Source organism: Castellaniella sp. WN (genome assembly GCF_054457555.1).
This window is the reverse complement of sequence record NZ_JBTKZC010000001.1, coordinates 641,350-662,392: the sequence shown is the minus strand read 5'-3', so window position 1 is coordinate 662,392 and position 21,043 is coordinate 641,350. Positions and strand designations below refer to the sequence as shown.

The following is a 21,043-nucleotide window of genomic DNA, read 5'->3' as shown; positions in this document are numbered from 1 at the left end:
TTCGGATATGCGTGCGCGAACCAGCCAGACAGGACACTAGGCCCGTGGCGCGCCTGCTTTCGCGGGCCGACGTCCAGCCCCCCGCCGATGGGCCGCGCGCCGGCGACGGGATTCCAGAGGATCGAAGACCAGCGGTCGGTACAGTTCGACGCGGTCGTCCTCGCGCAGCACGCGGCGCGCATCGCAGCGTTCGCCGTACACGCCCATCGCGGGAGGATGATCCGTGAACTCCGGGAACTCGCCGGCGAAACCGCTCAGGGCCAGCGCCTGGCCCACGGTCGCGCCCTCCGGCACGTCCAGGGTCCGCCGCCACAGGCGCGTGGGCGCGGCGAAAGCGATGTGTACCCGCATATCAGGGCCTGTTCACACTCATCACCTAGCCCCGTAGACCGCGTGAGCGCGCTGGGTGAAGGAATCGATGAAGCTGGTGGCGATCCGGTTGAAGACCGGCCCGACCACCGCCGAAAGCGCACGGCTGGAAAAGGTATATTCCATGGTGTAGAGCACCTTGCAACCATCCTCACCCAAAGGCTGGAAAGTCCAGTGCCCGGTCAGGCTGGAAAACGGCCCATCCACCAGGTGAAAGACGATCCTGTGCGGATATTCGTGGTCGTTGCGCGTGGTGAAGCTTTGGCGGATGCCGGCGAAATGGATCTGCACCGTGGCCTGCATGCCCTGCTCGTTGCGCCACTGCACCTGGGCTCCGCCGCACCAGGGCATGAATTCGGGATAGCGTCCCACGTCGGCCACCAGATCGAACATCTGTTCGCAACTGAACGGAACAAGAACGGAGCGCTGGATCGAAGGCATCGGCAAGGCGGTCGGTTAAGCTAGAATGAAGGGATTTTACATTTTCAGTTCCAGCCTGGTCCAAGCCCCCATGAGTATTGTCGAGAACCGCAAAGCCACCCACGATTATTTCATCGAGGAACGCTTCGAAGCCGGGCTGGTGCTGGAAGGCTGGGAAGTCAAGGCCATCCGCGCCGGCCATGTCCAGCTGAAAGAGGCCTACGTCATCGTGCGTGACGGCGCCCTGTGGATCCTGGGCATGCACATCAGCCCGCTGCCCACCGCGTCGACGCACATCCACCCCAACGCCACCCGCACGCGCAAGCTGCTGCTGCACGCCCAGGAAATCAGCAAGCTGATCGGCAAGGTCGAGCAGCGCGGCTATGCCCTGGTCCCCCTGAACCTGCACTACAAGGGCGGGCGCATCAAACTGGATTTCGGCCTGGGACGGGGCAAAAAACTGCACGACAAGCGCGACACCCAGCGCGACAAGGATTGGGCGCGCGAGAAAGAACGGCTGATGAAGCACGACACCCGCAACCGCAAGGGGGATTGAACGCCCGCCGGGCACGCGGCCCGGCGGCGAACCGGCTCGCGTCGCACATTCAGGGCCGTCCACGGCGGAAGGCCCGCCGGTAGGCTGTGGGCGTGGTCCGCAGGCGGACGCGGAAGTGCTGCCGCAGCGACAGTGCGGAGCCGAAACCGGCCGCCTGGGCGACCGCATCGATGGGCAAGCGGCCGCCTTCCAGCAGTTCGCGCGCCCGCTCCAGGCGCCTGGCCAGCAGCCATTGCTTCAGCGAAGTCCCCGTGGCCAGCCGGAAATGGCGCGTGAAACTGCGTCGGCTCATCGCGGCCCGGGCCGCCAGCGTATCGACGGTATGCGGCTGTTCCACGCGAGCGGCGGCCCAACCCAGGACGCGGGCCAGCCGGCCTTCGCCGGGGGAGACCGGCATCGGGCGCTCGATGAACTGGGCCTGCCCTCCGTCCCGATGCGGCGCGACGACCAGCGCCCGGGCGGCATGGCTGGCGGCGCCGACGCCCCCCAGCCTGCCCAGCAGGTGCAAGCAGCAGTCCAGCCCGGCCGCAACGCCGGCGGAAGTCAGCACCCTGCCTTCGTCCACGTAGAGTGCCTCGCGCTCGACCCGGATACCCGGATGGCGCTCGGCCAGGCGGCTGGCATAGGCCCAATGGGTCGTTGCGCGCAGGCCGTCGAGCAGTCCCGCCTGGGCGAGCGGAAACGCGCCCAGACACAGGCCCACCAGGCCCGTGCCGCGATCACCGACGCGGCGCAAGGCCCGGATCAGGCCTTCCGGGGCCCGACGACAGTCCTCGTACCAGGAGGGCACGATTACCCAGTCGGCCCGCTCCAGTTCCGACAGGCCATGCCCGGGCATGATCGTGAAGCCCGCCGTCGTCCGTAGCGGCGAGGGATCGGCGGCGCACACGCGCACGTCGAAGCACGTGGCGGCGCCGTCCGGCCTGGCGCCGAAGACCAGCGAGGGGACTGACAGGTGAAACGGGGTGATTCCGTCGAAAGCCACGACGGCGATCCGGAGCGCGGCCGTGCCGGGAGCGCAAGTGACGGAAACCTGGATCTGAGGATCGTTCATGATGGCCTGATTCTATCGAATCATGGTTTTCAGGCCAATACCAGGATGGCGCACCCGGCGCCACAATGGCGCACCGGCCCTGGAAACGGGCCGTTCCATCCAAACGCCATTCCCGGAGTCCCGCATGCCTTCCTCTCCTCGCCGCGCCCTGCTGGTCATCGACGTGCAGAATGAATACTTCACAGGCCGCCTGCCCATCGCCTACCCTCCCGTGGAAGAATCGCTGCGCAATATCGTCCTGGCCATGGAAGCCGCCCGCGGCACAGGCATTCCGATCGTGCTCGTCCTGCACGACAGTCCCGCGGACGCCCCCCTGTTCGCCATGGATTCGGACGGATGGAGGCCGCACCCGGCCCTGGCCGACCAGCCGGCTGACCACACCGTTCACAAGACCCGGGCCAGCGCCTTCATGGGAACGGATCTCGGCGGCTGGCTGGACGCGCGGGGCATCGATACCGTGACGGTCGCCGGCTACATGACACACAACTGCGACGCGGCGACGATCTTCGACGCCCTGCACCGGGGGCTCGACGCTGAATTCCTGTCCGACGCCAGCGGGTCGCCGGCCTACCGGAACGCGGCGGGCCGGGCGAGCGCGGAAGAAATCCACCGCGTGTTCTGCACCGTGTTCCACTCGAACTTCGCCACGGTCGCCACGACCGCCGAATGGATCGAGAGCATTCGCGCGGACCGCGCGCTGGAAAAGGACAACGTCTTCCTGTCGGGCCAGCGGGCGCTGGCCGCCGACGGCGGTCCGGTTCGAGGCTGACGGGGCAAGGCTGACGGGGCAAGACTGACGCTCCTGCGGTGCCCGCCTGCACGAGAGCGAAAGGCCCGATCCACGCCTCAGGCGTGGATCGTGAAACCCTCGATTTCCAGCAGCCGGACCTTGCGGCCCAGGCCGCCGCCGTAGCCGTTCAGGGTGCCGTTGCGGGCCAGGATGCGGTGACAGGGGATGATGATGCTGATGGGATTGCTGCCCACGGCCGTGCCGACCGCGCGGCCGTGGCCGGCGCCCAGGCCCGCCCGTCCGGCCAGTTCGCCGTAGGACAGGGTTTCGCCGCAGGGGACTTCCAGGAGCGCCCGCCAGACTTTCCGCTGGAAGGCCGTGCCCCGGGGAGCCAGCGGCATCTCGAAGACCTTGCGCTCGCCACGCCAATATTCGTCGAGCTCGCGCCGCGTCTGTTCCAGCACCCCAAGGACCTCGGCCGGACTGTCTTCCCGCAGCAGGCGCATGGACGCCGCCGCGCCGGACCCGTCCCCGCCCTCGTCCCGCTGTCGGGTGAGAGTCGCCGCGGAGGCGATGTGCCCCGAGAACAGTTCGCCGCTTTCGCTCGCCGGCCGCACGCCCCGCGTCACTTTGAACGTGCGGATCGCCCGGCCGTCCCGGACGCCCGCCGTGGGATCGGACACCACCGCCACGGCCTCCTCCACGCCCGGCACCCGGGGCAGATCCCGCTGGTCGGTGAAATACAGGCCGATCAGGCCGGTTTCGTCCGCCGCCAGAAGAATCGGCCCCAGGGGAGACGGGATCAGGGCATGGAACGGCATCGCGAACCGATCAGGCGGCGATCTTCGTTTCAGCCAGACGCTGCCAGGTGTCGACCACCGTGTCCGGATTGAGCGATATGGACAGGATGCCCTCATCTCGCAGCCACTGGGCCAGATCGGGGTGATCGCTGGGGCCCTGGCCGCAGATGCCGACGTATTTGCCTGCCTTCAGGCAGGCCTGGATGGCGCGACGCAGCATGAACAGCACGGCGGGGTCGCGCTCGTCGAAGTCGGCGGCGAGCAGCTCCATGCCAGAATCCCGGTCCAGCCCCAGGGTGAGCTGGGTCATGTCGTTCGAGCCGATCGAGAAGCCGTCGAAATACTGCAGGAACTCGTCGGCCAGGATGGCATTGGTCGGGACTTCGCACATCATGATCAGGCGCAGGCCGTTCTCGCCGCGTTTCAGGCCGTGCGCGGCGAGCAGGTCCACCACGCGCCCGGCCTGGCCGAGCGTGCGCACGAAAGGCACCATGATCTCGACGTTGGTCAGACCCATCTCGTCGCGGACCTTCTTCAGGGCCTCGCATTCCATGCGGAAGCACTCGGCGAAATCCTCGGAGATGTAGCGCGACGCCCCGCGGAAGCCCAGCATCGGATTTTCTTCCTCGGGCTCGTAGCGCGAGCCGCCCACCAGCTTGCGGTATTCATTGGACTTGAAGTCCGACAGGCGCACGATGACGGGCTTGGGATAGAAGGCCGCGCCGATGGTGGCGATGCCTTCGGCCAGCTTTTCGACGAAGAAGGCGCGCGGGCTGGCGTAGCCCCGGGCGGCGGATTCGACGGCCTTCTTCAGGTCGCTGTCGACGTTCGGGTAGTCCAGGATCGCCTTTGGGTGGACGTTGATGTTGTTGTTGATGATGAACTCCAGGCGCGCCAGACCGACGCCGCCGTTGGGGATCTGGGAAAAATCGAAGGCCAGCTGCGGGTTGCCGACGTTCATCATGACCTTCAGGCCGATGTCGGGCATCTCGCCCCAGCGGACTTCCTCGATCTCGGTCTCGATCAGGCCGTCATAGATGCGGCCCTCGTCGCCCTCGGCGCAGGACACGGTGACCTCGCGGCCATTGGCCAGCACGTCGGTGGCGTCAGCGCAGCCCACCACGGCCGGAATGCCCAGTTCACGTGCGATGATGGCCGCGTGGCAGGTGCGTCCGCCCCGGTTGGTGACGATGGCCGAGGCCAGCTTCATGACGGGTTCCCAGTTGGGGTCGGTCATGTCGGTGACCAGGATGTCGCCGGAGCGCACCTTGTCCATTTCGGAAGCGTCGGCCACGACGCGCACCGTGCCCGAGCCGATCTTCTGGCCGATGGCGCGGCCGGTGACCAAGACCTCGCCGGTCGCCTTCAGGCGGTAGCGTTCCTGGACGTCGTGATGGCTCTGCTGCGACTTCACGGTTTCGGGCCGGGCCTGGAGAATGTAGAGCTTGCCGTCCACTCCGTCGCGGCCCCACTCGATGTCCATCGGGCGCTGGTAGTGCTTTTCGATGATGGTCGCGTATCGCGCCAGTTCGATGATCTCGTCGTCGCTCAGGGAATAGCGGTTGCGTTCGGACGCGGGGACCTCGACCGTGCGCACGGCATGGCCGGAGACGCGCTGTTCGTCGAATTCCATCTTGATCAGTTTGGAGCCGATGCGCCGGCTGATGACGGGATAGTGGCCGGCGGCCAGCGTGGGCTTGAAGACGTAGAACTCGTCGGGGTTGACGGCGCCCTGGACGACGGTCTCGCCCAGGCCGTAGGACGAGGTGATGAACACCACGTCCTTGAAGCCGGACTCGGTGTCCAGCGTGAACATCACGCCCGCGCTGCCCTTGTCCGAGCGCACCATGCGCTGGATGCCGGCCGACAGGGCGACCTCGGCGTGCGCGTAACCCTTGTGCACGCGATAGGAGATCGCGCGGTCGTTATACAGCGAGGCGAATACGTGGCGGATCTTTTCCAGCACGTCGTCGATGCCGACCACGTTCAGGTAGGTTTCCTGTTGGCCGGCGAATGAGGCGTCGGGCAGGTCCTCGGCGGTGGCCGACGAGCGCACGGCGAAGGAACCCTTGCCGTCGGCGTCCAGCGCGGCGAAGGCGGCGCGGATGGCCTGCTCGAAATCGGCCGGGAACGGGGTGTCGATCACCCACTGGCGGATTTCCGCGCCGGCGGCGGCCAGCTCGCGCACGTCATCGGCGTTCAGCGTGTCCAGGCGCGCGTTGATGCGCGCGTCCAGGCCCGTGGACTTGAGAAAATCGCGAAAGGCCTCGGCCGTGGTCGCGAAGCCGCCCGGCACGCGAACGCCCGCGCCGGCCAGCTGGCTGATCATTTCCCCTAGAGAAGCGTTCTTGCCTCCTACCGAGTCCACATCCGTCATGCGGAGCTGCTCGAACGATACAACATACGACATGGTGTCACCTTTGAGATAGAAAAAGCGTGTTTGCCCGGCGCACGCGGCGCGAGGAACGAGCCCTCGCGTGCGCGGCATGATCGCGTGCGCCCGGCAAACCAGCCTTGCTCCCGATTCGGGTGACTGGTAACCTTCGCGGATTGTACCGTTTCTGACGCTTGGTGGTTCAACAATCCATGACCGACTCCCCTATCGAACGCCCGGTGTTCATCGTCTCGGACAGCACCGGGATCACCGCCGAAACCTTCAGCCACGCGGTACTCTCGCAATTCGAGGAAATCGCCTTCCAGTCGGTGCGCCTTCCCTTCATCGATTCGGTTGAGAAGGCCGAAGCCGCCGCGCGGCGCATCACCCAACAGGCCGACCGGGGCGGGCCGCCGCTGGTGTTCAGCACCCTGGTGGATCCGGAAATCGCCGACTGCATCCGCGCCGCGCCCTGTGTCTTCCTGGACCTGTTCGGCTCCTTCGTCCATCATCTCGAGGGTGTCCTGGGCATGAGCGCCAGCCGCTCGGTGGGCCGCTCGCACACCAACGGCCGCAGCAAGCAGTACAACAACCGCATCGAAGCCATCAACTTCAGCCTCGCCCATGACGATGGCCAGTACGTCCAGGGCCTGGAACAGGCCGACGTGATCCTGGTGGGCGTCTCGCGTTGCGGCAAGACGCCCACCAGCCTCTATCTGGCGATGCAATACGCGGTCAAGGCCGCCAACTATCCGCTGATTCCGGAAGACTTCGACCGAGGCGCCCTGCCCGCGACGCTGCTGCCCTACCGGCGCAAGCTGTTCGGCCTGTCGATCCAGCCCGAGCGACTGGCCGAGGTCCGCAACGAGCGCCGTCCCAACAGCACCTACGCCTCGCTGAGGCAGTGCCGCCAGGAAGTCGCCGACGCCGAGCGGCTGATGCGCATGGAAAACATTCCCTGGCTGTCCACAACCACCCGCTCGATCGAGGAAATCTCGACCAAAATACTGGATGAGGTCGGCCTGGACAGGATGAGCTACTAGTCCATTGAAACAATGAGATCGCACCCCATATGGGATGCATGGGAAAAATGAACCTGAGCAAGGCCGAACGGGATGAACTGACCAGCTTGCAGCGCAAGCGCGCGGCGCCAGTGGCGCAGGTGCGACGCGCGAAGCTGATTCTTCTGCTCGATGACGGGATGTCGCGGGACGCGATCATGAATACGCTGGGCTGCGATTCGCGCTTCATTGCGACGTGGAAAGCGCGCTTTAGCGAAGAGCGGCTGGCGGGTTTGTACGGTCGGCACTCGGGACGTGCGCCGCGCCGCAACTTGCCGCGCTTGGAGGCCCGCGTGCTCGACTACACGCTCAAGCGCAAGCCGAAGGACGGTTCGACTCACTGGAGCAGCCGCAAGTTGGCGGCCGAGTTGGGCATTTCGTTCATGGACGTGCAGCGTATTTGGCGCCGTCATGACCTGAAGCCCCATCGCGTGGATCGGCACATGGTCTCCAACGATCCGGATTTCGAGGCCAAAGCCGCCGATGTGATTGGTCTGTATCTGAACCCGCCGACCCATGCCGCCGTGTTCTGCGTGGATGAGAAGACGGCGATTCAGGCGCTCGACCGCAAGGATCGGATGCTGCCGCTGTCGCCCGGACGTGCCGAGAGCCATGGCTTTGAATACAAGCGCAATGGCACGCTCAGCCTGTTTGCCGCATTGAATACCACCACCGGCGAGGTGGTGGGTCACACCAGCGCGCAATTCGTCGCCTTCCTCATCGACGTGGTCGCCAGCCAGCCCAAAGGGCGCGAGATTCACGTCATCTGCGACAACGTCAGCAGCCACAAGACCGCGGTGGTCGATGCCTTCCTTGTCGATCATCCCAACGTCTCGATGCATTTCACGCCCACCTACAGTTCCTGGTTGAACCAGGTAGAGAACTGGTTCGGCCGCATCCAGCGCGATGTCATCGCTCGCGGCATCTTCACCAGCACCACCGACTTGCACAAGAAGCTCATGCGCTAGTACAACAAGAATGCCAAGCCACTGAAGTGGAAGTACGCAGATCCGTCTCACCGCATCCGGTGCAATTCTTCTGTTTCATCGGACTAGACATAATGGTCGCTCGTTAAGCGGAAGCGGCCCGTCTCCTGTATCGTGGATTGCGCGCTCTCACGAGGGTGCCGAGCCACATGCGGCGTGGCGGACCAGCCGCAAACCGTATGGAGACGAGCCATGGACAACGATATCAGATTCTATGTCGGCCTGGACGTGCATAAGGACAGTACGGCGGTTGCTGTGTGCGAGCCAGGGCGTGAGGCGAGCCGCTTCGTGGGTTCCGTCGGGCCTGATCTGCAGCAGGTGCTCAAGGTGCTGCATCGGTATGGCAACGCGGCGCAGGTAAGCGTGGTCTACGAAGCGGGCCCGACGGGCTACGGACTGCAGCGGGCGCTCGCAGCGCGTGGCTACCGATGCGAGATCATCGCGCCATCGCTCATTCCCCGGCGGGCGGGTGAACGCGTCAAGACCGACCGGCGCGATTGTGCCCGTTTGGCCGAACTGTCTCGCGCCGGTGAACTCAAAGCCATCTGGGTACCCGATGCGGCTCATGAAGCAATCCGCAACCTGTGGCGGGCTCGAGAAGATGCGGTCGATGCCCGTGTGAAGGCGCGCCAGCAACTGAAGGCGTTCCTGCTGCGTGCCGGGCGTCTGTACGAGGGCAAGACGGCCTGGACAAAGATGCACGAACGCTGGATTGCGGACCAACGATTTGATGAACCCGCCGACCAGATTGCGCTGACTGAGTATCAGCTGGCTGTGCAGGCGGCCGATGAGCGGGTGCGGCGGCTGACCAACGCGCTGGAGCAAAGTGCCGCCGACTGGCAGTTTGCGCCTACCGTGGCAGCCTTGCGGGCGCTACGCGGCATCGATACGGTCAGCGCCATCGGGCTGGTGTGCGAGATCGGTGACATCAACCGCTTTGCCACGGCGCGTCAACTTATGGGCTACCTGGGGCTGGTGCCCTCGAAGCATTCCAGCGGCGGCACGGTCAGGCGTGGCTCGATTACCAAGACGGGCAACGCCCACGCCCGGCGGCTGCTCACCGAGGCGGCGTGGAATTACCGTTTCCCGGCGCGCATGAATCACCCCGGGAATCGCGGAGGCTGTTTGGTTAAAGTAAAACCGCCTCAGCAGCGGGTGTTGCAAGCACTTGATAGTACCGTTGTTCGGCCTCGGCGGGGGGGATGTCGCCAATCGATTCCAGCAGCCGCTGATGATTGAACCAGGCCACCCATTCCAAGGTGGCTAATTCCACGGCAGCCTTGGTCTTCCAGGGGCCACGCTGATGAATCAGTTCTGCCTTGTACAGGCCGTTGATGGTCTCGGCCAGGGCGTTGTCATAGGCGTCGCCCGTGGCCCCCACCGAAGGGCTGATACCCGCCTCGCCCAGCCGTTCGGAATAACGGATCGACACGTACTGCGAACCGCGATCCGAATGATGGACAAGGCCTGCGGCCGGATCGGGGTGCCGGTCGTAGAGCGCCTGCTCCAGGGCATCGAGCACGAAGTCTGTGGTCATCCGCGAGCTCGTGCGCCAGCCCACGATGCGCTTGGCATACGCATCGATGACGAAGGCCACGTACATCCATCCCTGCCAAGTGGATACGTAGGTGAAGTCAGCCACCCACAGGCGATTGGGTCGATCAGCATGGAAGGCCCGACGCACCAGATCGCGCGGGCAGGGTTTGGAGGCATCGGGAACCGTCGTGCGTATCCGCTTGCCCCGGCGCACTCCCTCGATCCCCAGGCGGCCCATGAGTCGCTCGACCGTACAGCGGGCAATGGGCATGTTCTCCCGATGCATCTGGCGCCAGATCTTGCGCGCGCCGTAGACTTGGAAGTTCTGATCCCAGACGCGGTAGATGTCGACCATGCGCTGCTCGTCCCGTTTGGCCCGGTGGCTGCGTAGATCTGGATTGCGACACCGGGCGGCATGGCGCCTGTAGGCTGACGGGGCGACCTGCAATACCTTGCAGATCGGCTCGACCCCGTACAAGTCTCGGTGCTGATCGATGTAGGCGTTTATTTCTTCAGGACGCGGTCGAGCTCCGCCTGGGCGAAAAAAGCGCTGGCCGTCTTTAGAATCTCGTTGGCTCGGCGCAGCTCCTTGACCTCGCGCTCCAGCGCCTTGATGCGTTCCTGCTCGGCCTGCGGGATACCGGCACGTACACCCGTCTCCACCTCCTGGGCCCGAACCCATTTGAGCAGCGAATGCGGCGAGCAGCCAATCTTGGGTGCAATCGATGTGACGGCAGCCCACTGCGACGCGTACTCGTCGCGGTGTTCCAGGAGCAGGCGCACGGCCCGTTCACGGCTCAGGTGAAAATTTGGTTTGATTGTTGACCATGGCTCCATTCTCTCAAAGCTTGGAGCCTCCTCAAAACCCGGGGTGATTCACGCATGAGCAATGTCTTGCGCATGCGCAGTCGGGATCTTGCCCCCGAGATTCGCAACCATGCCTGGAAGGCGCAGCTGCGCCTGTGTGCGCGCTTCTCCCAGCTCGCGCACCGAGGCATGCAGCCGAACAAGGTTTGCGTGGCCGTGGCCCGTGAATTGGCTGGTTTTATTTGGGCGATCGCCCGCCAGGGCGCAATCCGTCAGCAGTAACCGGAGAGCAGTGGTACGAGGCGATGCGGTACGAATCACGATAGGAAGAATCCTCGAGAACACAATCAACAGAACCCCACGGGGCAACCTGCGTCACTAGAGCGAGGCAGCTTCCACGACGGATCGATGCACGGTGGTAACCAACCCACGGATATCAGTCTGATCCATCGTCGCAGCAGCAGACTGGTGCCGCATCGCCCCGTACCACTGAGCATCAACAGATAAAATCATTTTTATTTCTATTGACAGAAAGCGACCATATCAGTGTCCTGTCTGGCTAACGATCATGGTGGTAGGCACCACCCCTGAAGATGAAAGAGACTTTGGGGTGGAAGGTGTTGGGTGAAGGTCGTAAAAGTTTTTGGCGGCTCGACCCCGCGGCTAACGTGACCGGCCGGACTGACTCGCACCCCGGATTGCTTCCCTAGAGAGCGCACGCTAAACAGGCCGTTGGCGACATGTCGCCTTCAGGCACGTTCAGTCCCGGCACCCGCCACCTTCCACCCTTAAGTCTAATCGACAGGAGGTGGTATGGAACTGGGAGCGTTATACAAACGGGTGATCGGTCTGGACATTCATCAGGCGCAGATCACGGCCTGTGCGCTGATCGAGGAAGCAGACGGCTGCGCACGCATCGAGCAACGTCAATTCGGCGCGTTCAAGCGAGACCGTCGGGAACTGGCCGACTGGGTGGCGTCACTACGCCCCGACGAAGTCGTGATGGAGAGCACCGGCATTTACTGGAAGAGCCCGTATGCGGCACTGGAAGCGCGTGGCATCTGCGCCAAGGTGGTCAATGCGCGACATGTGAAGAACGTGCCGGGCCGCAAGACCGATGTGGGTGATGCCCACTGGTTAGCGACGCTGGCGCGAGCGGGATTACTGCGCGGCTCGTTTGTACCGCCGGCCAAGCTGCGGGAACTGCGCCTGATCGCCCGCCAACGACAGAAACTTGTCGGGCAACTGGCCAGCGAGAAGAACCGTCTGCACAAGGTGCTCACCGATAGCGGCGTGCGCCTGGGGGTGGTGGTCAGTGATCTGCACGGCCAGTCGGCACGCGCCATGGTCAAGGCGATCATCGCCGGACAAGCGCCGCAGGAGGTGCTCAAGCTTGCCAGTCGCCGCCTGAAGGCCAGCCGCGAGGAAATCTTCGACGCCCTGCAAGGCGACCTGACGGCCAGCCATCACTTCGTCCTGGATGAACTGATGCAGCATGTCGAGGAAATCGAGGCCCGTATCGTTCGCTTCGATACCCGGCTGCTCGCCGAACTGAAATCCGAACACAACGCCTTGGCCCTGCTGCAAACCATTCCCGGCGTCGATCAGATCGGGGCTGCCATGCTGTTGGTCGAAATCGGCTCCGACATGGATGTCTTTGGTAGTGCCGATCGTCTTGCCTCCTGGGTCGGCATCTGCCCCGGCAACAACGAATCAGCCGGCAAGCGTAAATCCGGTCGTGTTCGCAAGGGCAATCTGTATGTCCGGCGCCTGTTGTGCGAGTTCGCTCACGCCGCTAGCCGTACTCAATCCGTCTTCAAATCGAAATTCCAGGCCTTGATGGTGCGCCGTGGCTATAAACGGGCCATCATCGCCATCGGCCACAAAATACTGCGAACGATCTTCTTCATACTCCAGCGTGGCGAACACTACCGGGACAGCGCCACCGACTATGAGGCCCTATCCGTTCAACGCAACGCTCCACGCTGGATCAAGGCTCTGACCAAGTTCGGATTTATCCAACCTGCCAGCGCCTGAGCCGCACCGCCCTAGCCCTTACAGCCTTCGATGGCTGGGGGGGCGCTCGGTCAGAAATGCCTGTCTTTCACGCTAATTCCGATCCTTGCCTTCGGCGCCCGGGCTGGCCATGCTGCGTTGCTTGTCCACCTCACCGCTTGCAAGCGGTTCGGATTCGTCAGGCACGGAGCAGTCCGCAGGGACTGCTCCGTGTCCAGACTCATCCTCGCGATAGCACCGGCCATCGCTGCGGTTTGCGCCTTGCCTGACAAGCCCATGCATCCGAATTCAAGTGACCAAACTCACCAGACAGGACACTAGCCTCACCATTACCCACTCGAACCGTGGCTCGTCAAGCCACACGAGGCATGCAATGAACACCGCCCATATACCAGTACCAGTCGGGAGCGGCAGCCTGCGAGACCCGGCCCCCCGCCCCCAGCCGCTCATCCCACGCTCCCCTTGCAGAATGGCCGCTACAGGAGCATGCCCGGTTCCCGATCTATGCCGCAACTTCAAGAATGGCGGCCACCGGTCGTTTCCGATCAGCAGCATCGACCGCCGCGCCATACATCGGGGCCAGTCTCTTTATCGCGCTGGCGATACCTGTGTCAATCTTTACCAACTGTATGCCGGGTCGATGAAATTGCGCATCACAAACTGCGTCGGCATGGAGCAGATCGCATCATTTCCCATGGCCGGCGCATTGCTGGGTCTGGACGGCATAGAAACCGGAAAATACATGTGCACTGCGATTGCCCTGGAAGACTCCCTGGTATGCGTCCTGCCCTTTTCCGATCTGGTGGCTTATTCCAGAACCGATGCGATGGCGGTACTGCAGTTGAACAGGGCGATCGCGCAAGAAACGAATCACTACAGGCGCCTGCTGATAGTTCTGGCAAGCATGAATAGTGAGGAACGCATCGCCAATTTTCTCTTGGACATTTCGGAGCGGATGGCCGCCAGCGGCTACTCTCCGCGCGAGTTCGTCCTGAAGATGACCCGCGAAGATATTGCCCTTCATCTGGGCATGAAGCTCGAGACGGTCAGCCGCGCGTTCACCCGCCTTCAACTGGCGCATATTCTGGATGTAAACAGACGGCACCTCAGCATACGCGATCCGGAAGCCCTGGGCAGACTGGGCGCCAGTCAGTGACGGCGCGACCTCCCGGACCCGTCGCCGCATCGCCATGGCATCCGACCCTGCCGACAGTCGGAACACATTGTTGACGGTCGTCAATATTCCCTGGGACCGGTGCCGCACAATGATTTGTCGGCATGATGGCTGATGGAACGGCATGAATTGAATGAACTTCGGAGATCATCATGAAAGATACGGAATTACGAGATGCTGTGGAAAGGGCGCTGGATTATGAGCCGAGCATCGACGCGGCCAATATCGGCATTGCCGTGAATAATGGCGTGGTGACGCTGACGGGACATGTGGCGACCTATGCGCAGAAGCTCGTGGCGGAACGGGTGGTTCAGGGCGTCGGCGGAGTCCGTGGCATCGCGCAGGAAATCGAGGTGCGCGATGGCTACGGCAAGCATATGGCGGATGACGAGATCGCCAGCCGCGCGCTCAAGATCATTGCCTGGAACGTGACTGTTCCGAGCGACAAGATCCAGGTGAAAGTCCAAAAGGGCTGGATAACGCTCTCTGGCAAGGTTGATTGGTATTTTCAACGATCGGCCGCCGAACACGCCGTTCGAAAACTCTCCGGCGTGCTCGGTGTCATCAATCAGATAGTCGTTGCGCCGGCGATCGTGGCGGACGACGTGAAGCGTCGTATTGAAGACGCGCTCAAACGAAGCGCCGAGGTCGAGGCCAGCGGTGTCACCGTGTCCGTCAGCAATAGCAAGGTGACCCTTGAAGGCAAAGTCCGCAGCTGGGGAGAACGGAAGGCCATCGAACGCGCGGCATGGGCGGCGCCGGGGGTGGCCAGCGTCGATGACCGGCTGGTGCTGGGATAACTTCGCTCAACCGAGCCGCCACGCCAGTGTAACCAGCGCCGCGGTCAGCACCGGCAACGTCAGCACCAGTCCGATCCGGCAGTACTGTCCCCAGCCGATGCGGATGTCCCGGCCGCGCAGCACGTGCAGCCACAGCAGCGTGGCCAGGCTGCCGATGGGCGTCAACTTGGGGCCCAGGTCGCAGCCGATCACGTGCGCGTAGATCATGGCTTCGCGCACGACGCCCTGCGCCTGGGACGCCTCGATCGACAGTGCGCCGATCAGGACCGTGGGCAGGTTGTTCATCAGGGACGACAGAATCGCGCTCAACAGACCCGTGCCCAGGGTGGCTGTCCAGATCCCCTGCCCCGCCAGCCAGTCCAGCGCCTGAGTCAGGAACCCCGTCAGGCCCGCGTGGCGCAATCCGTAGACCACCAGATACATCCCCAGGGCGAACATGATGATCTGCCAGGGAGCGCCGCGCACCCGGCGCAGGACCGGGATGCGCCCGCCCCGGGCGGCGACGCCGGCCAGGGCCAGAGCGCCGGCCGCCGCCGTCGCGCTGACGGGAATGCCCAGGGGCTCCAGCACGAAGAAGCCCAGCAGCAGCCAGGCCAGTACCCCCCACCCCGCCAGGAACGTCGGCCGGTCGTGGACGACGGTCGCCGGCACGGGCAGCCTTTGCGCGTCGTAGCGCGGCGGGATGGCGCGGCGGAACACCAGGCCCAGGACCGCCAACGAGGCGAGGATGGCGGCGAGATCGACGGGCATCATGACGGCCGCGTAGCGGGCGAAGCCGACACCGAAGTAATCCGCCGTGACGATATTGACGAGGTTGGACACCACCAGCGGCAGGCTGGCGGTATCGGCGATGAAGCCCGCCGCCATGACGAAGGCCAGTGTCGCCCGGGGGGAGAACCGCAGCGCCGCCAGCATGGCGACGACGATCGGAGTCAGGATCAGCGCCGCGCCGTCATTGTTGAACAGCGCGCTGACGCCGGCGCCCAACAGGATCATCAGGACGAACAGGCGCCCGCCCCGGCCGCCGCCCCAGCGCGCCACGTGCAGGGCGGCCCACTCGAAGAAACCCGCGGCTTCCAGCAGCAGGCTGATGATCACGATCGCGACGAAGGTGCCCGTGGCGTTCCAGACGATGCCCCAGACGACCGGAATGTCCTCCGGCCGGATGACGCCGGTCAGCAGCGCCAGTCCGGCTCCCAGGCCGGCGCTCCAGCCGATGCCCAGGCCACGCGGCTGCCAGATGACCAGCGCCAGCGTCAGGACGAACAGGGCCAGGGCGAGCATCAGGCCCCCAGTCCGCCGGCCGCGTGCAGCAGCGTCAGGCCGCCCAGGCTCGCGAATAGCACGGCGGCGATGCCATGAACCAGGCGGGCGGGCAGACGGCCGGCGGCGCGATCGCCGAAATATACGGCAGGGACGTTGGCCAGCATCATGCCCAGGGTACTGCCGCCGACGACCGCGGCGAGACTGTCGTAGCGCGCAGCCAGAGCCACGGTGGCGATCTGGGTCTTGTCTCCCATTTCCGCCAGAAAGAACAGCGAGATAGTGGCAGTCAGCACGCCCAGACCACGCATCGGCTTGGGCACCTCATCGAGCTTGTCGGGGATCAGCAGCCAGCCGGCCATGAACAGAAAGGAAATCCCCAGCAGCCATTGCAGGACGACGGGATCGAGCAGCCGGGCGGCCATCTGGCCGGCCAGGCCCGCCAGAACGTGATTGGCCAGGGTGGCGATCAGCACCCCCAGACAGATCAGGCCTGGCCGGTGGTAGCGAGCCGCCAGCACCATGGCCAGCAACTGGGTCTTGTCGCCGATTTCACCCAGGGCGACCACACCGGTGGAAACGAGGAAAGCATCCATGAGGGGAACATCCGGGGCTGACGCGACTACGCTCCCGCCGGCCCCTTGCGACGAGAAACGCAGTCAGCGGTCTTGCCAGGCCCGGGTATGAAATACCGCGAGCCGCGCGCGCCATGGCCGGATGGCCAAGTGTGTTGACGCGCGCACCGCGCGCGGCGCGCCGTCCTGGACGGACGGGCCTGCGCGCGAGCCGGCTACTCCCCGATGACGGGTGGCGCGAATTATAACGGGGATTTTCTTCTCCGCGGGCCGGCCGTCCCGATCAGCGCGGCGCCGGTTGCCCCGTCGCGAGCAAGGGAGCGCCGACCGCGGCGCGGGCTCCGGTCTGTTTCGGTGTCATTCCCGCTACGCGCGCAAGGGCGCGCCGGGCGATGCGGACGGCTTTGTCGTATGATGGTCTTCTACCCATTTCTCCCCTCTCCGTATCATCATGCCCTCAGGTACCCGAATCGTCGAATTCGACCGCCCGGACATGGCTGTCGGCACCCGCACCGTGGCCGAAGCCTGGGCCCGGGTGAATCCGCCGCTGTCCCCCCAGGAACGCGAACTCCAGAAGGGCCGCGTCCGGCGCCTGCTGAAGTCCCGCAACGCCGTTCTGGTCGCGCACTACTACGTGGACGCCGACATCCAGGACCTGGCCGAGGAAACCGGCGGCTGCGTCTCCGATTCCCTGGAAATGGCGCGCTTCGGGCGCGATCACGCGGCCGACACGCTCGTGGTCTCGGGCGTGCGCTTCATGGGCGAGACGGCCAAGATCCTGTCCCCCGAAAAACGCATCCTGATGCCCGATCTGGACGCCACCTGTTCCCTCGACCTGGGCTGCGATCCGGTGGCCTTCGCCACGTTCCGGGCGCTGCATCCCGACCGCACGGTGGTGGTGTACGCCAACACCAGCGCCGCCGTGAAGGCCCAGGCCGACTGGATGGTGACTTCCTCCATCGGCCTGGACATCGTCTCCGAACTGCACCGCCAGGGCAAGAAGATCCTCTGGGCGCCCGACCGCCACCTGGGCTCCTACATCCAGCGCGAAACCGGCGCGGACATGGTGCTGTGGCAGGGGTCTTGCACCGTGCATGACGAATTCAAGGGTATCGAGCTGGACCTGATGCGCAAGGAACACCCGGATGCCCTGGTGCTGGTGCACCCGGAGTCACCCGCCGCCGTCGTGGCCCAGGCCGATGTCGTGGGTTCGACTTCGCGTCTGCTGGCGGCCGTGACCGAATCCCCGGCCACGACTTTCATCGTCGCCACCGACCAGGGCCTGCTGCACAAGATGCGCCTGGCCGCGCCCGGCAAGACCTTCATCGCCGCGCCGACGGCCGGCGAATCGGCCACCTGCAAGAGCTGTGCCCACTGCCCCTGGATGGCCATGAATTCCCTCAAAGGCGTGGCCGACGCGCTGGAATTCGGCACCAACGAGATCCATTTGGATCCGGCGCTGGGCCGCCAGGCCAAGGTCTGCATCGACCGCATGCTGGACTTCGCCGCCGCGCGCCGCCGCAACACCCGTCCCGGCCCCGACCTGGCGCAGGAACAGGCCCTGTTTTCCGGAGTCGGCCCGGCATGAGCCTGACTTCCTCGACGCTGCGCAATCCGCACGCCCCCTTCCCGCCCGCCCTGCGGTCGTCCTTCGAGGCCGACATCGAGCGCGCCCTGCTCGAGGACGTCGGCGCGGGCGACGTCACTGGCCTGCTGATCCCGGAAGAACAGGTCGAGTCCGCCCGTGTCATCGTGCGCGAACCCGCCGTCCTGTGTGGCGCGCCCTGGTTCGAGGCCGTCATGCACCGGGTGGACGAACGCATCCTGCTCGACTGGGCCTACGCCGAAGGCGACCTGATGGAAGCGGATTCCGTGGTCTGCCGCCTGCATGGTCCGGCGCGCGCCCTGCTGACCGCCGAGCGCACCGCCCTGAACTTCCTACAGCTACTCTCCGGCGTGGCTACGGCCACCCGCCGCTACGTGGACCTGACGGCCGGCACGCGCGCCGCCATTCTGGACACCCGCAAGACACTGCCCGGCCTGCGCCTGGCCGAAAAATACGCCGTGCGCGTGGGTGGCGGCAAGAATCAGCGCCTGGCCTTGTACGATGGCATCCTGATCAAGGAAAACCACATCCTGGCGGCGGGCGGCATCGCCGCCGCCCTGCGGGCCGCGCGGGATGTCTCGGGCGGCGTTCCGATCCAGATCGAGGTCGAATCGCTGGACGAATTGCGACAGGCGCTGGACGCGGGGGCCGAATCCGTGCTGCTGGACAACTTCGGCCTGGACGACCTGGTTGCCGCGGTCGCGCTGAATGCCGGCAGGGCCCTGCTCGAAGCCTCCGGCGGCATCCGTCACGACACTGTGCGCGCGATCGCCCAGACGGGCGTGGACCGGATCTCGATCGGCAGCCTGACCAAGGACGTCCGCGCCGTCGATTATTCTCTGCGGGTCGTCTAGTGTCCTGTCTGGCGAGTTTGGTCACTTGAATTCGGATGCATGGGCTTGTCAGGCAAGGCGCAAACCGCAGCGATAGCCGGTGCTATCGCGAGGATGAGTCTGGACACGGAGCAGTCCCTGCGGACTGCTCCGTGCCTGACGAATCCGAACCGCTTGCAAGCGGTGAGGTGGACAAGCAACGCAGCATGGCCAGCCCAGGCGCCGAAGGCAAGGATCGGAATTAACCAGACAGGACACTAGGGCGGCTGGCCGGGCGCGCGCCGGCTTCGCCGTGCCCGTGTTCCCGGCCGCCTCAGCGGAAACCGTCTTCCGGCGTCATCACCGTGGGCAGGGCCCGAGGCAGCGTCCAGGGGAAATCCTGGCAATAATGCAGGCCGCGGCTTTCCTTGCGCGACTGCGCGGCGGCCACCACCAGGGCCGCGACCTGGATCAGGTTGCGGCATTCCAGCAGATCGCTGGTGACCCGGTGTTCCTGGTAATACGATTCGATTTCCTGGTCCAGCAGGCTGATGCGCTGGCGCGCGCGGCCCAGGCGCTTCTGCGTGCGCACGATGCCGACGTAATTGGACATCAGGCGGCGGACCTCGTCCCAGGCGTGCGTGACCAGCACGGCCTCGGAACTGTCTCGCGCCCGGCTGTCGTCCCAGTCTGGCACCCGGTCCGGCAGTGGATCCGGATCGGGCTGGGCGTCGATGTCGTGCGCCGCATTGCGGCCGATCACCAGGCATTCCAGCAGCGAATTGCTGGCCAGGCGGTTGGCGCCGTGCAGGCCGGTATAGGCGGTTTCGCCCACCGCGTAGAGGCCCGGAATATCGGTGCGGCCGTTCATGTCGACCACCACTCCGCCGCAGGTGAAGTGCATCGCTGGCACCACCGGGATCGGCTCGCGGGTCATGTCGATGCCGAACTCCAGACAGCGGGCGTGGATGGTCGGGAAATGTTCGCGGATGAATTCGGCCGAACGGTGGCTGATGTCCAGGTCCACGTGGGTCAAGCCGCGCTTCTTGATTTCGAAGTCGATGGCGCGGGCCACCACGTCGCGCGGGGCCAGCTCCAGCCGTTCGTCATGCCACTGCATGAAGCGCTCGCCCGCCCGGGCACCGGCCGAGGCCGGCAGGCGCAGCACCCCGCCCTCCCCCCGCACGGCCTCGGAGATCAGGAAGGATTTGGCCTGCGGGTGGTACATGCAGGTCGGGTGGAACTGCATGAATTCCATATTGGCCACGCGGCAGCCCGCCCGCCAGGCCATGGCGATGCCGTCGCCGGTGGAGGTGTCGGGATTGCTGGTGTGCAGATAGACCTTGCCCGCGCCGCCCGTAGCCAGCACGACGCGGGACGCGAGGATGGTGTGCACGCGGTCGGCGCGTTCGTCGTAGACGTAGGCCCCCAGGCAGCGGGCCGGCTGGTCGGCCGGGATCGGTGCCCCGTCGGCCAGGATGCGGCTGGTGATGAGTTCGACTCCGGAATGATATTCCAGCAAGGTGATGTTGCGATGGGCCCGGACCTGCTGTTCCAGGGTGAGCTGAACCAGATGGCCGGTGGCGTCGGCGGCATGGATGATGCGCCGCTGGCTGTGGCCGCCCTCGCGGGTGAGGTGGAAGCCCAGTTCGGCGCCCTGATCCGGTGTGAAGGGTACGCCCAGCTCGATCAGCCAGTCGATGGCTGAACGGCCCTGCTCGATGATGCGGCGCGTGGCGTCTGGATCGCACAGCCCGGCGCCCGCCACCAGTGTGTCGGCGATGTGCTCATCGTGGCTGTCCTGGGAATCCAGGACGGCGGCAATGCCGCCCTGGGCCCAGTTGCTGGCTCCGTCCAGCAGGGCTTTCTTCGACAGCACGGCGACCTTCTTGTCGGCCGCCAGGTGCAGTGCCACCGTCAGGCCGGACAGGCCGCTGCCGATGATCAGGACGTCGTATTGATGATTCATGACACTTCTTGGTTGACTGGTTGCGTGTCGCCGGGCTTCCCGGTCCGGGGGAATCATTCTATATCCGTTTCTTCCACGTCGCGCCTTGCAAGGCGCTCCGATTCGACAGGCGGGACTCTCTCAAAGAGTGGTATC

General features: G+C 64.9%; 16 protein-coding genes, 4 pseudogenes, 1 riboswitch and 1 other annotated feature. Of the genes and pseudogenes, 11 read left to right on the top strand and 9 right to left on the bottom strand.

The window, feature by feature from the left end:
- Nucleotides 1–36: 36 nt before the first annotated feature.
- Entirely contained in the window at nucleotides 37–351 is a 315-nt protein-coding gene (locus tag ACTPOE_RS03020) for an RnfH family protein (RefSeq protein WP_458870721.1), read from the bottom strand.
- Between the two features lie 21 nt (nucleotides 352–372).
- Nucleotides 373–810, bottom strand: coding sequence for a type II toxin-antitoxin system RatA family toxin (locus ACTPOE_RS03015; protein WP_458870720.1), 438 nt, complete (start codon nucleotides 808–810; stop codon nucleotides 373–375).
- 70 nt (nucleotides 811–880) lie between these two features.
- Between ACTPOE_RS03015 and smpB the strand changes: the two genes are divergently transcribed.
- Nucleotides 881–1,345 (top strand): SsrA-binding protein SmpB, encoded by a 465-nt coding sequence (gene smpB / locus ACTPOE_RS03010; RefSeq protein ID WP_458872739.1) that lies wholly within the window; start codon nucleotides 881–883, stop codon nucleotides 1,343–1,345.
- Between the two features lie 49 nt (nucleotides 1,346–1,394).
- Here smpB and ACTPOE_RS03005 read toward each other — a convergent pair whose 3' ends face one another.
- Nucleotides 1,395–2,399, bottom strand: coding sequence for a GlxA family transcriptional regulator (locus ACTPOE_RS03005; RefSeq protein WP_458870718.1), 1,005 nt, complete (start codon nucleotides 2,397–2,399; stop codon nucleotides 1,395–1,397).
- A 124-nt stretch (nucleotides 2,400–2,523) separates the two neighbouring features.
- Between ACTPOE_RS03005 and ACTPOE_RS03000 the strand changes: the two genes are divergently transcribed.
- On the top strand, nucleotides 2,524–3,168 hold the full coding sequence (locus ACTPOE_RS03000) for a cysteine hydrolase family protein (protein ID WP_458870717.1): 645 nt from the start codon (nucleotides 2,524–2,526) through the stop codon (nucleotides 3,166–3,168).
- Between the two features lie 77 nt (nucleotides 3,169–3,245).
- Here the strand turns inward: ACTPOE_RS03000 and ACTPOE_RS02995 are convergent, their stop codons facing one another.
- Nucleotides 3,246–3,950, bottom strand: coding sequence for a methylated-DNA--[protein]-cysteine S-methyltransferase (locus tag ACTPOE_RS02995; RefSeq protein WP_458870716.1), 705 nt, complete (start codon nucleotides 3,948–3,950; stop codon nucleotides 3,246–3,248).
- A 10-nt stretch (nucleotides 3,951–3,960) separates the two neighbouring features.
- The gene (gene ppsA, locus ACTPOE_RS02990) at nucleotides 3,961–6,339 is read right to left on the bottom strand and encodes a phosphoenolpyruvate synthase (RefSeq protein ID WP_458870715.1); all 2,379 of its coding nucleotides are present in this window, start codon (nucleotides 6,337–6,339) and stop codon (nucleotides 3,961–3,963) included.
- A 176-nt stretch (nucleotides 6,340–6,515) separates the two neighbouring features.
- On the opposite strand from ppsA, the gene ppsR reads away from it, so the two are divergent.
- From ppsR to ACTPOE_RS02975, 3 genes and pseudogenes are all read left to right on the top strand, one after another.
- Nucleotides 6,516–7,346 (top strand): posphoenolpyruvate synthetase regulatory kinase/phosphorylase PpsR, encoded by an 831-nt coding sequence (gene ppsR, locus ACTPOE_RS02985; RefSeq protein ID WP_458870714.1) that lies wholly within the window; start codon nucleotides 6,516–6,518, stop codon nucleotides 7,344–7,346.
- A gap of 38 nt (nucleotides 7,347–7,384) precedes the next feature.
- A pseudogene (locus ACTPOE_RS02980) lies at nucleotides 7,385–8,419 on the top strand (IS630 family transposase).
- 123 nt (nucleotides 8,420–8,542) lie between these two features.
- Nucleotides 8,543–9,454 (top strand): annotated as a pseudogene (locus tag ACTPOE_RS02975) (IS110 family RNA-guided transposase); the annotation flags it as partial.
- A gap of 25 nt (nucleotides 9,455–9,479) precedes the next feature.
- On the opposite strand, the pseudogene ACTPOE_RS02970 reads toward ACTPOE_RS02975, so the two are convergent.
- Nucleotides 9,480–10,715: pseudogene (locus ACTPOE_RS02970) on the bottom strand (IS3 family transposase).
- Nucleotides 10,320–10,436: a sequence feature (AL1L pseudoknot), on the bottom strand. Its footprint overlaps the pseudogene before it by 117 nt.
- A gap of 47 nt (nucleotides 10,716–10,762) precedes the next feature.
- Here ACTPOE_RS02970 and ACTPOE_RS02965 point away from each other — a divergent pair.
- The 4 genes and pseudogenes from ACTPOE_RS02965 to ACTPOE_RS02950 all read left to right on the top strand — a co-directional run.
- Nucleotides 10,763–10,975 (top strand): annotated as a pseudogene (locus ACTPOE_RS02965) (IS110-like element ISCARN28 family transposase); the annotation flags it as partial.
- 531 nt (nucleotides 10,976–11,506) lie between these two features.
- Entirely contained in the window at nucleotides 11,507–12,730 is a 1,224-nt protein-coding gene (locus tag ACTPOE_RS02960; RefSeq protein WP_458870713.1) for an IS110 family RNA-guided transposase, read from the top strand.
- A 448-nt stretch (nucleotides 12,731–13,178) separates the two neighbouring features.
- Nucleotides 13,179–13,865, top strand: a complete 687-nt coding sequence (locus ACTPOE_RS02955; protein ID WP_458870712.1) for a helix-turn-helix domain-containing protein — start codon at nucleotides 13,179–13,181, stop codon at nucleotides 13,863–13,865.
- Between the two features lie 170 nt (nucleotides 13,866–14,035).
- The gene (locus ACTPOE_RS02950; protein WP_458870711.1) at nucleotides 14,036–14,683 is read left to right on the top strand and encodes a BON domain-containing protein; all 648 of its coding nucleotides are present in this window, start codon (nucleotides 14,036–14,038) and stop codon (nucleotides 14,681–14,683) included.
- Nucleotides 14,684–14,689: 6 nt separating this feature from the next.
- Here the strand turns inward: ACTPOE_RS02950 and ACTPOE_RS02945 are convergent, their stop codons facing one another.
- Nucleotides 14,690–15,967 carry an arsenic transporter gene (locus ACTPOE_RS02945; protein ID WP_458870710.1) on the bottom strand — a complete coding sequence of 426 codons (1,278 nt, stop codon included), beginning with the start codon at nucleotides 15,965–15,967 and terminating at the stop codon, nucleotides 14,690–14,692.
- Nucleotides 15,967–16,542 carry a TMEM165/GDT1 family protein gene (locus tag ACTPOE_RS02940; RefSeq protein ID WP_458870709.1) on the bottom strand — a complete coding sequence of 192 codons (576 nt, stop codon included), beginning with the start codon at nucleotides 16,540–16,542 and terminating at the stop codon, nucleotides 15,967–15,969. Before ACTPOE_RS02940 ends, ACTPOE_RS02945 begins: the two co-directional genes overlap by 1 nt.
- Before the next feature lie 68 nt (nucleotides 16,543–16,610).
- A riboswitch (yybP-ykoY riboswitch) is annotated at nucleotides 16,611–16,757 on the bottom strand.
- Nucleotides 16,758–16,972: 215 nt separating this feature from the next.
- Between ACTPOE_RS02940 and nadA the strand changes: the two genes are divergently transcribed.
- Nucleotides 16,973–18,109 carry a quinolinate synthase NadA gene (gene nadA, locus ACTPOE_RS02935; RefSeq protein WP_458870708.1) on the top strand — a complete coding sequence of 379 codons (1,137 nt, stop codon included), beginning with the start codon at nucleotides 16,973–16,975 and terminating at the stop codon, nucleotides 18,107–18,109.
- On the top strand, nucleotides 18,106–18,981 hold the full coding sequence (nadC, locus tag ACTPOE_RS02930; protein ID WP_458870707.1) for a carboxylating nicotinate-nucleotide diphosphorylase: 876 nt from the start codon (nucleotides 18,106–18,108) through the stop codon (nucleotides 18,979–18,981). The genes nadA and nadC overlap by 4 nt, the downstream gene beginning before the upstream one ends.
- A gap of 292 nt (nucleotides 18,982–19,273) precedes the next feature.
- Here nadC and nadB read toward each other — a convergent pair whose 3' ends face one another.
- The gene (gene nadB / locus ACTPOE_RS02925) at nucleotides 19,274–20,908 is read right to left on the bottom strand and encodes an L-aspartate oxidase (protein WP_458870706.1); all 1,635 of its coding nucleotides are present in this window, start codon (nucleotides 20,906–20,908) and stop codon (nucleotides 19,274–19,276) included.
- Nucleotides 20,909–21,043: the final 135 nt, after the last annotated feature.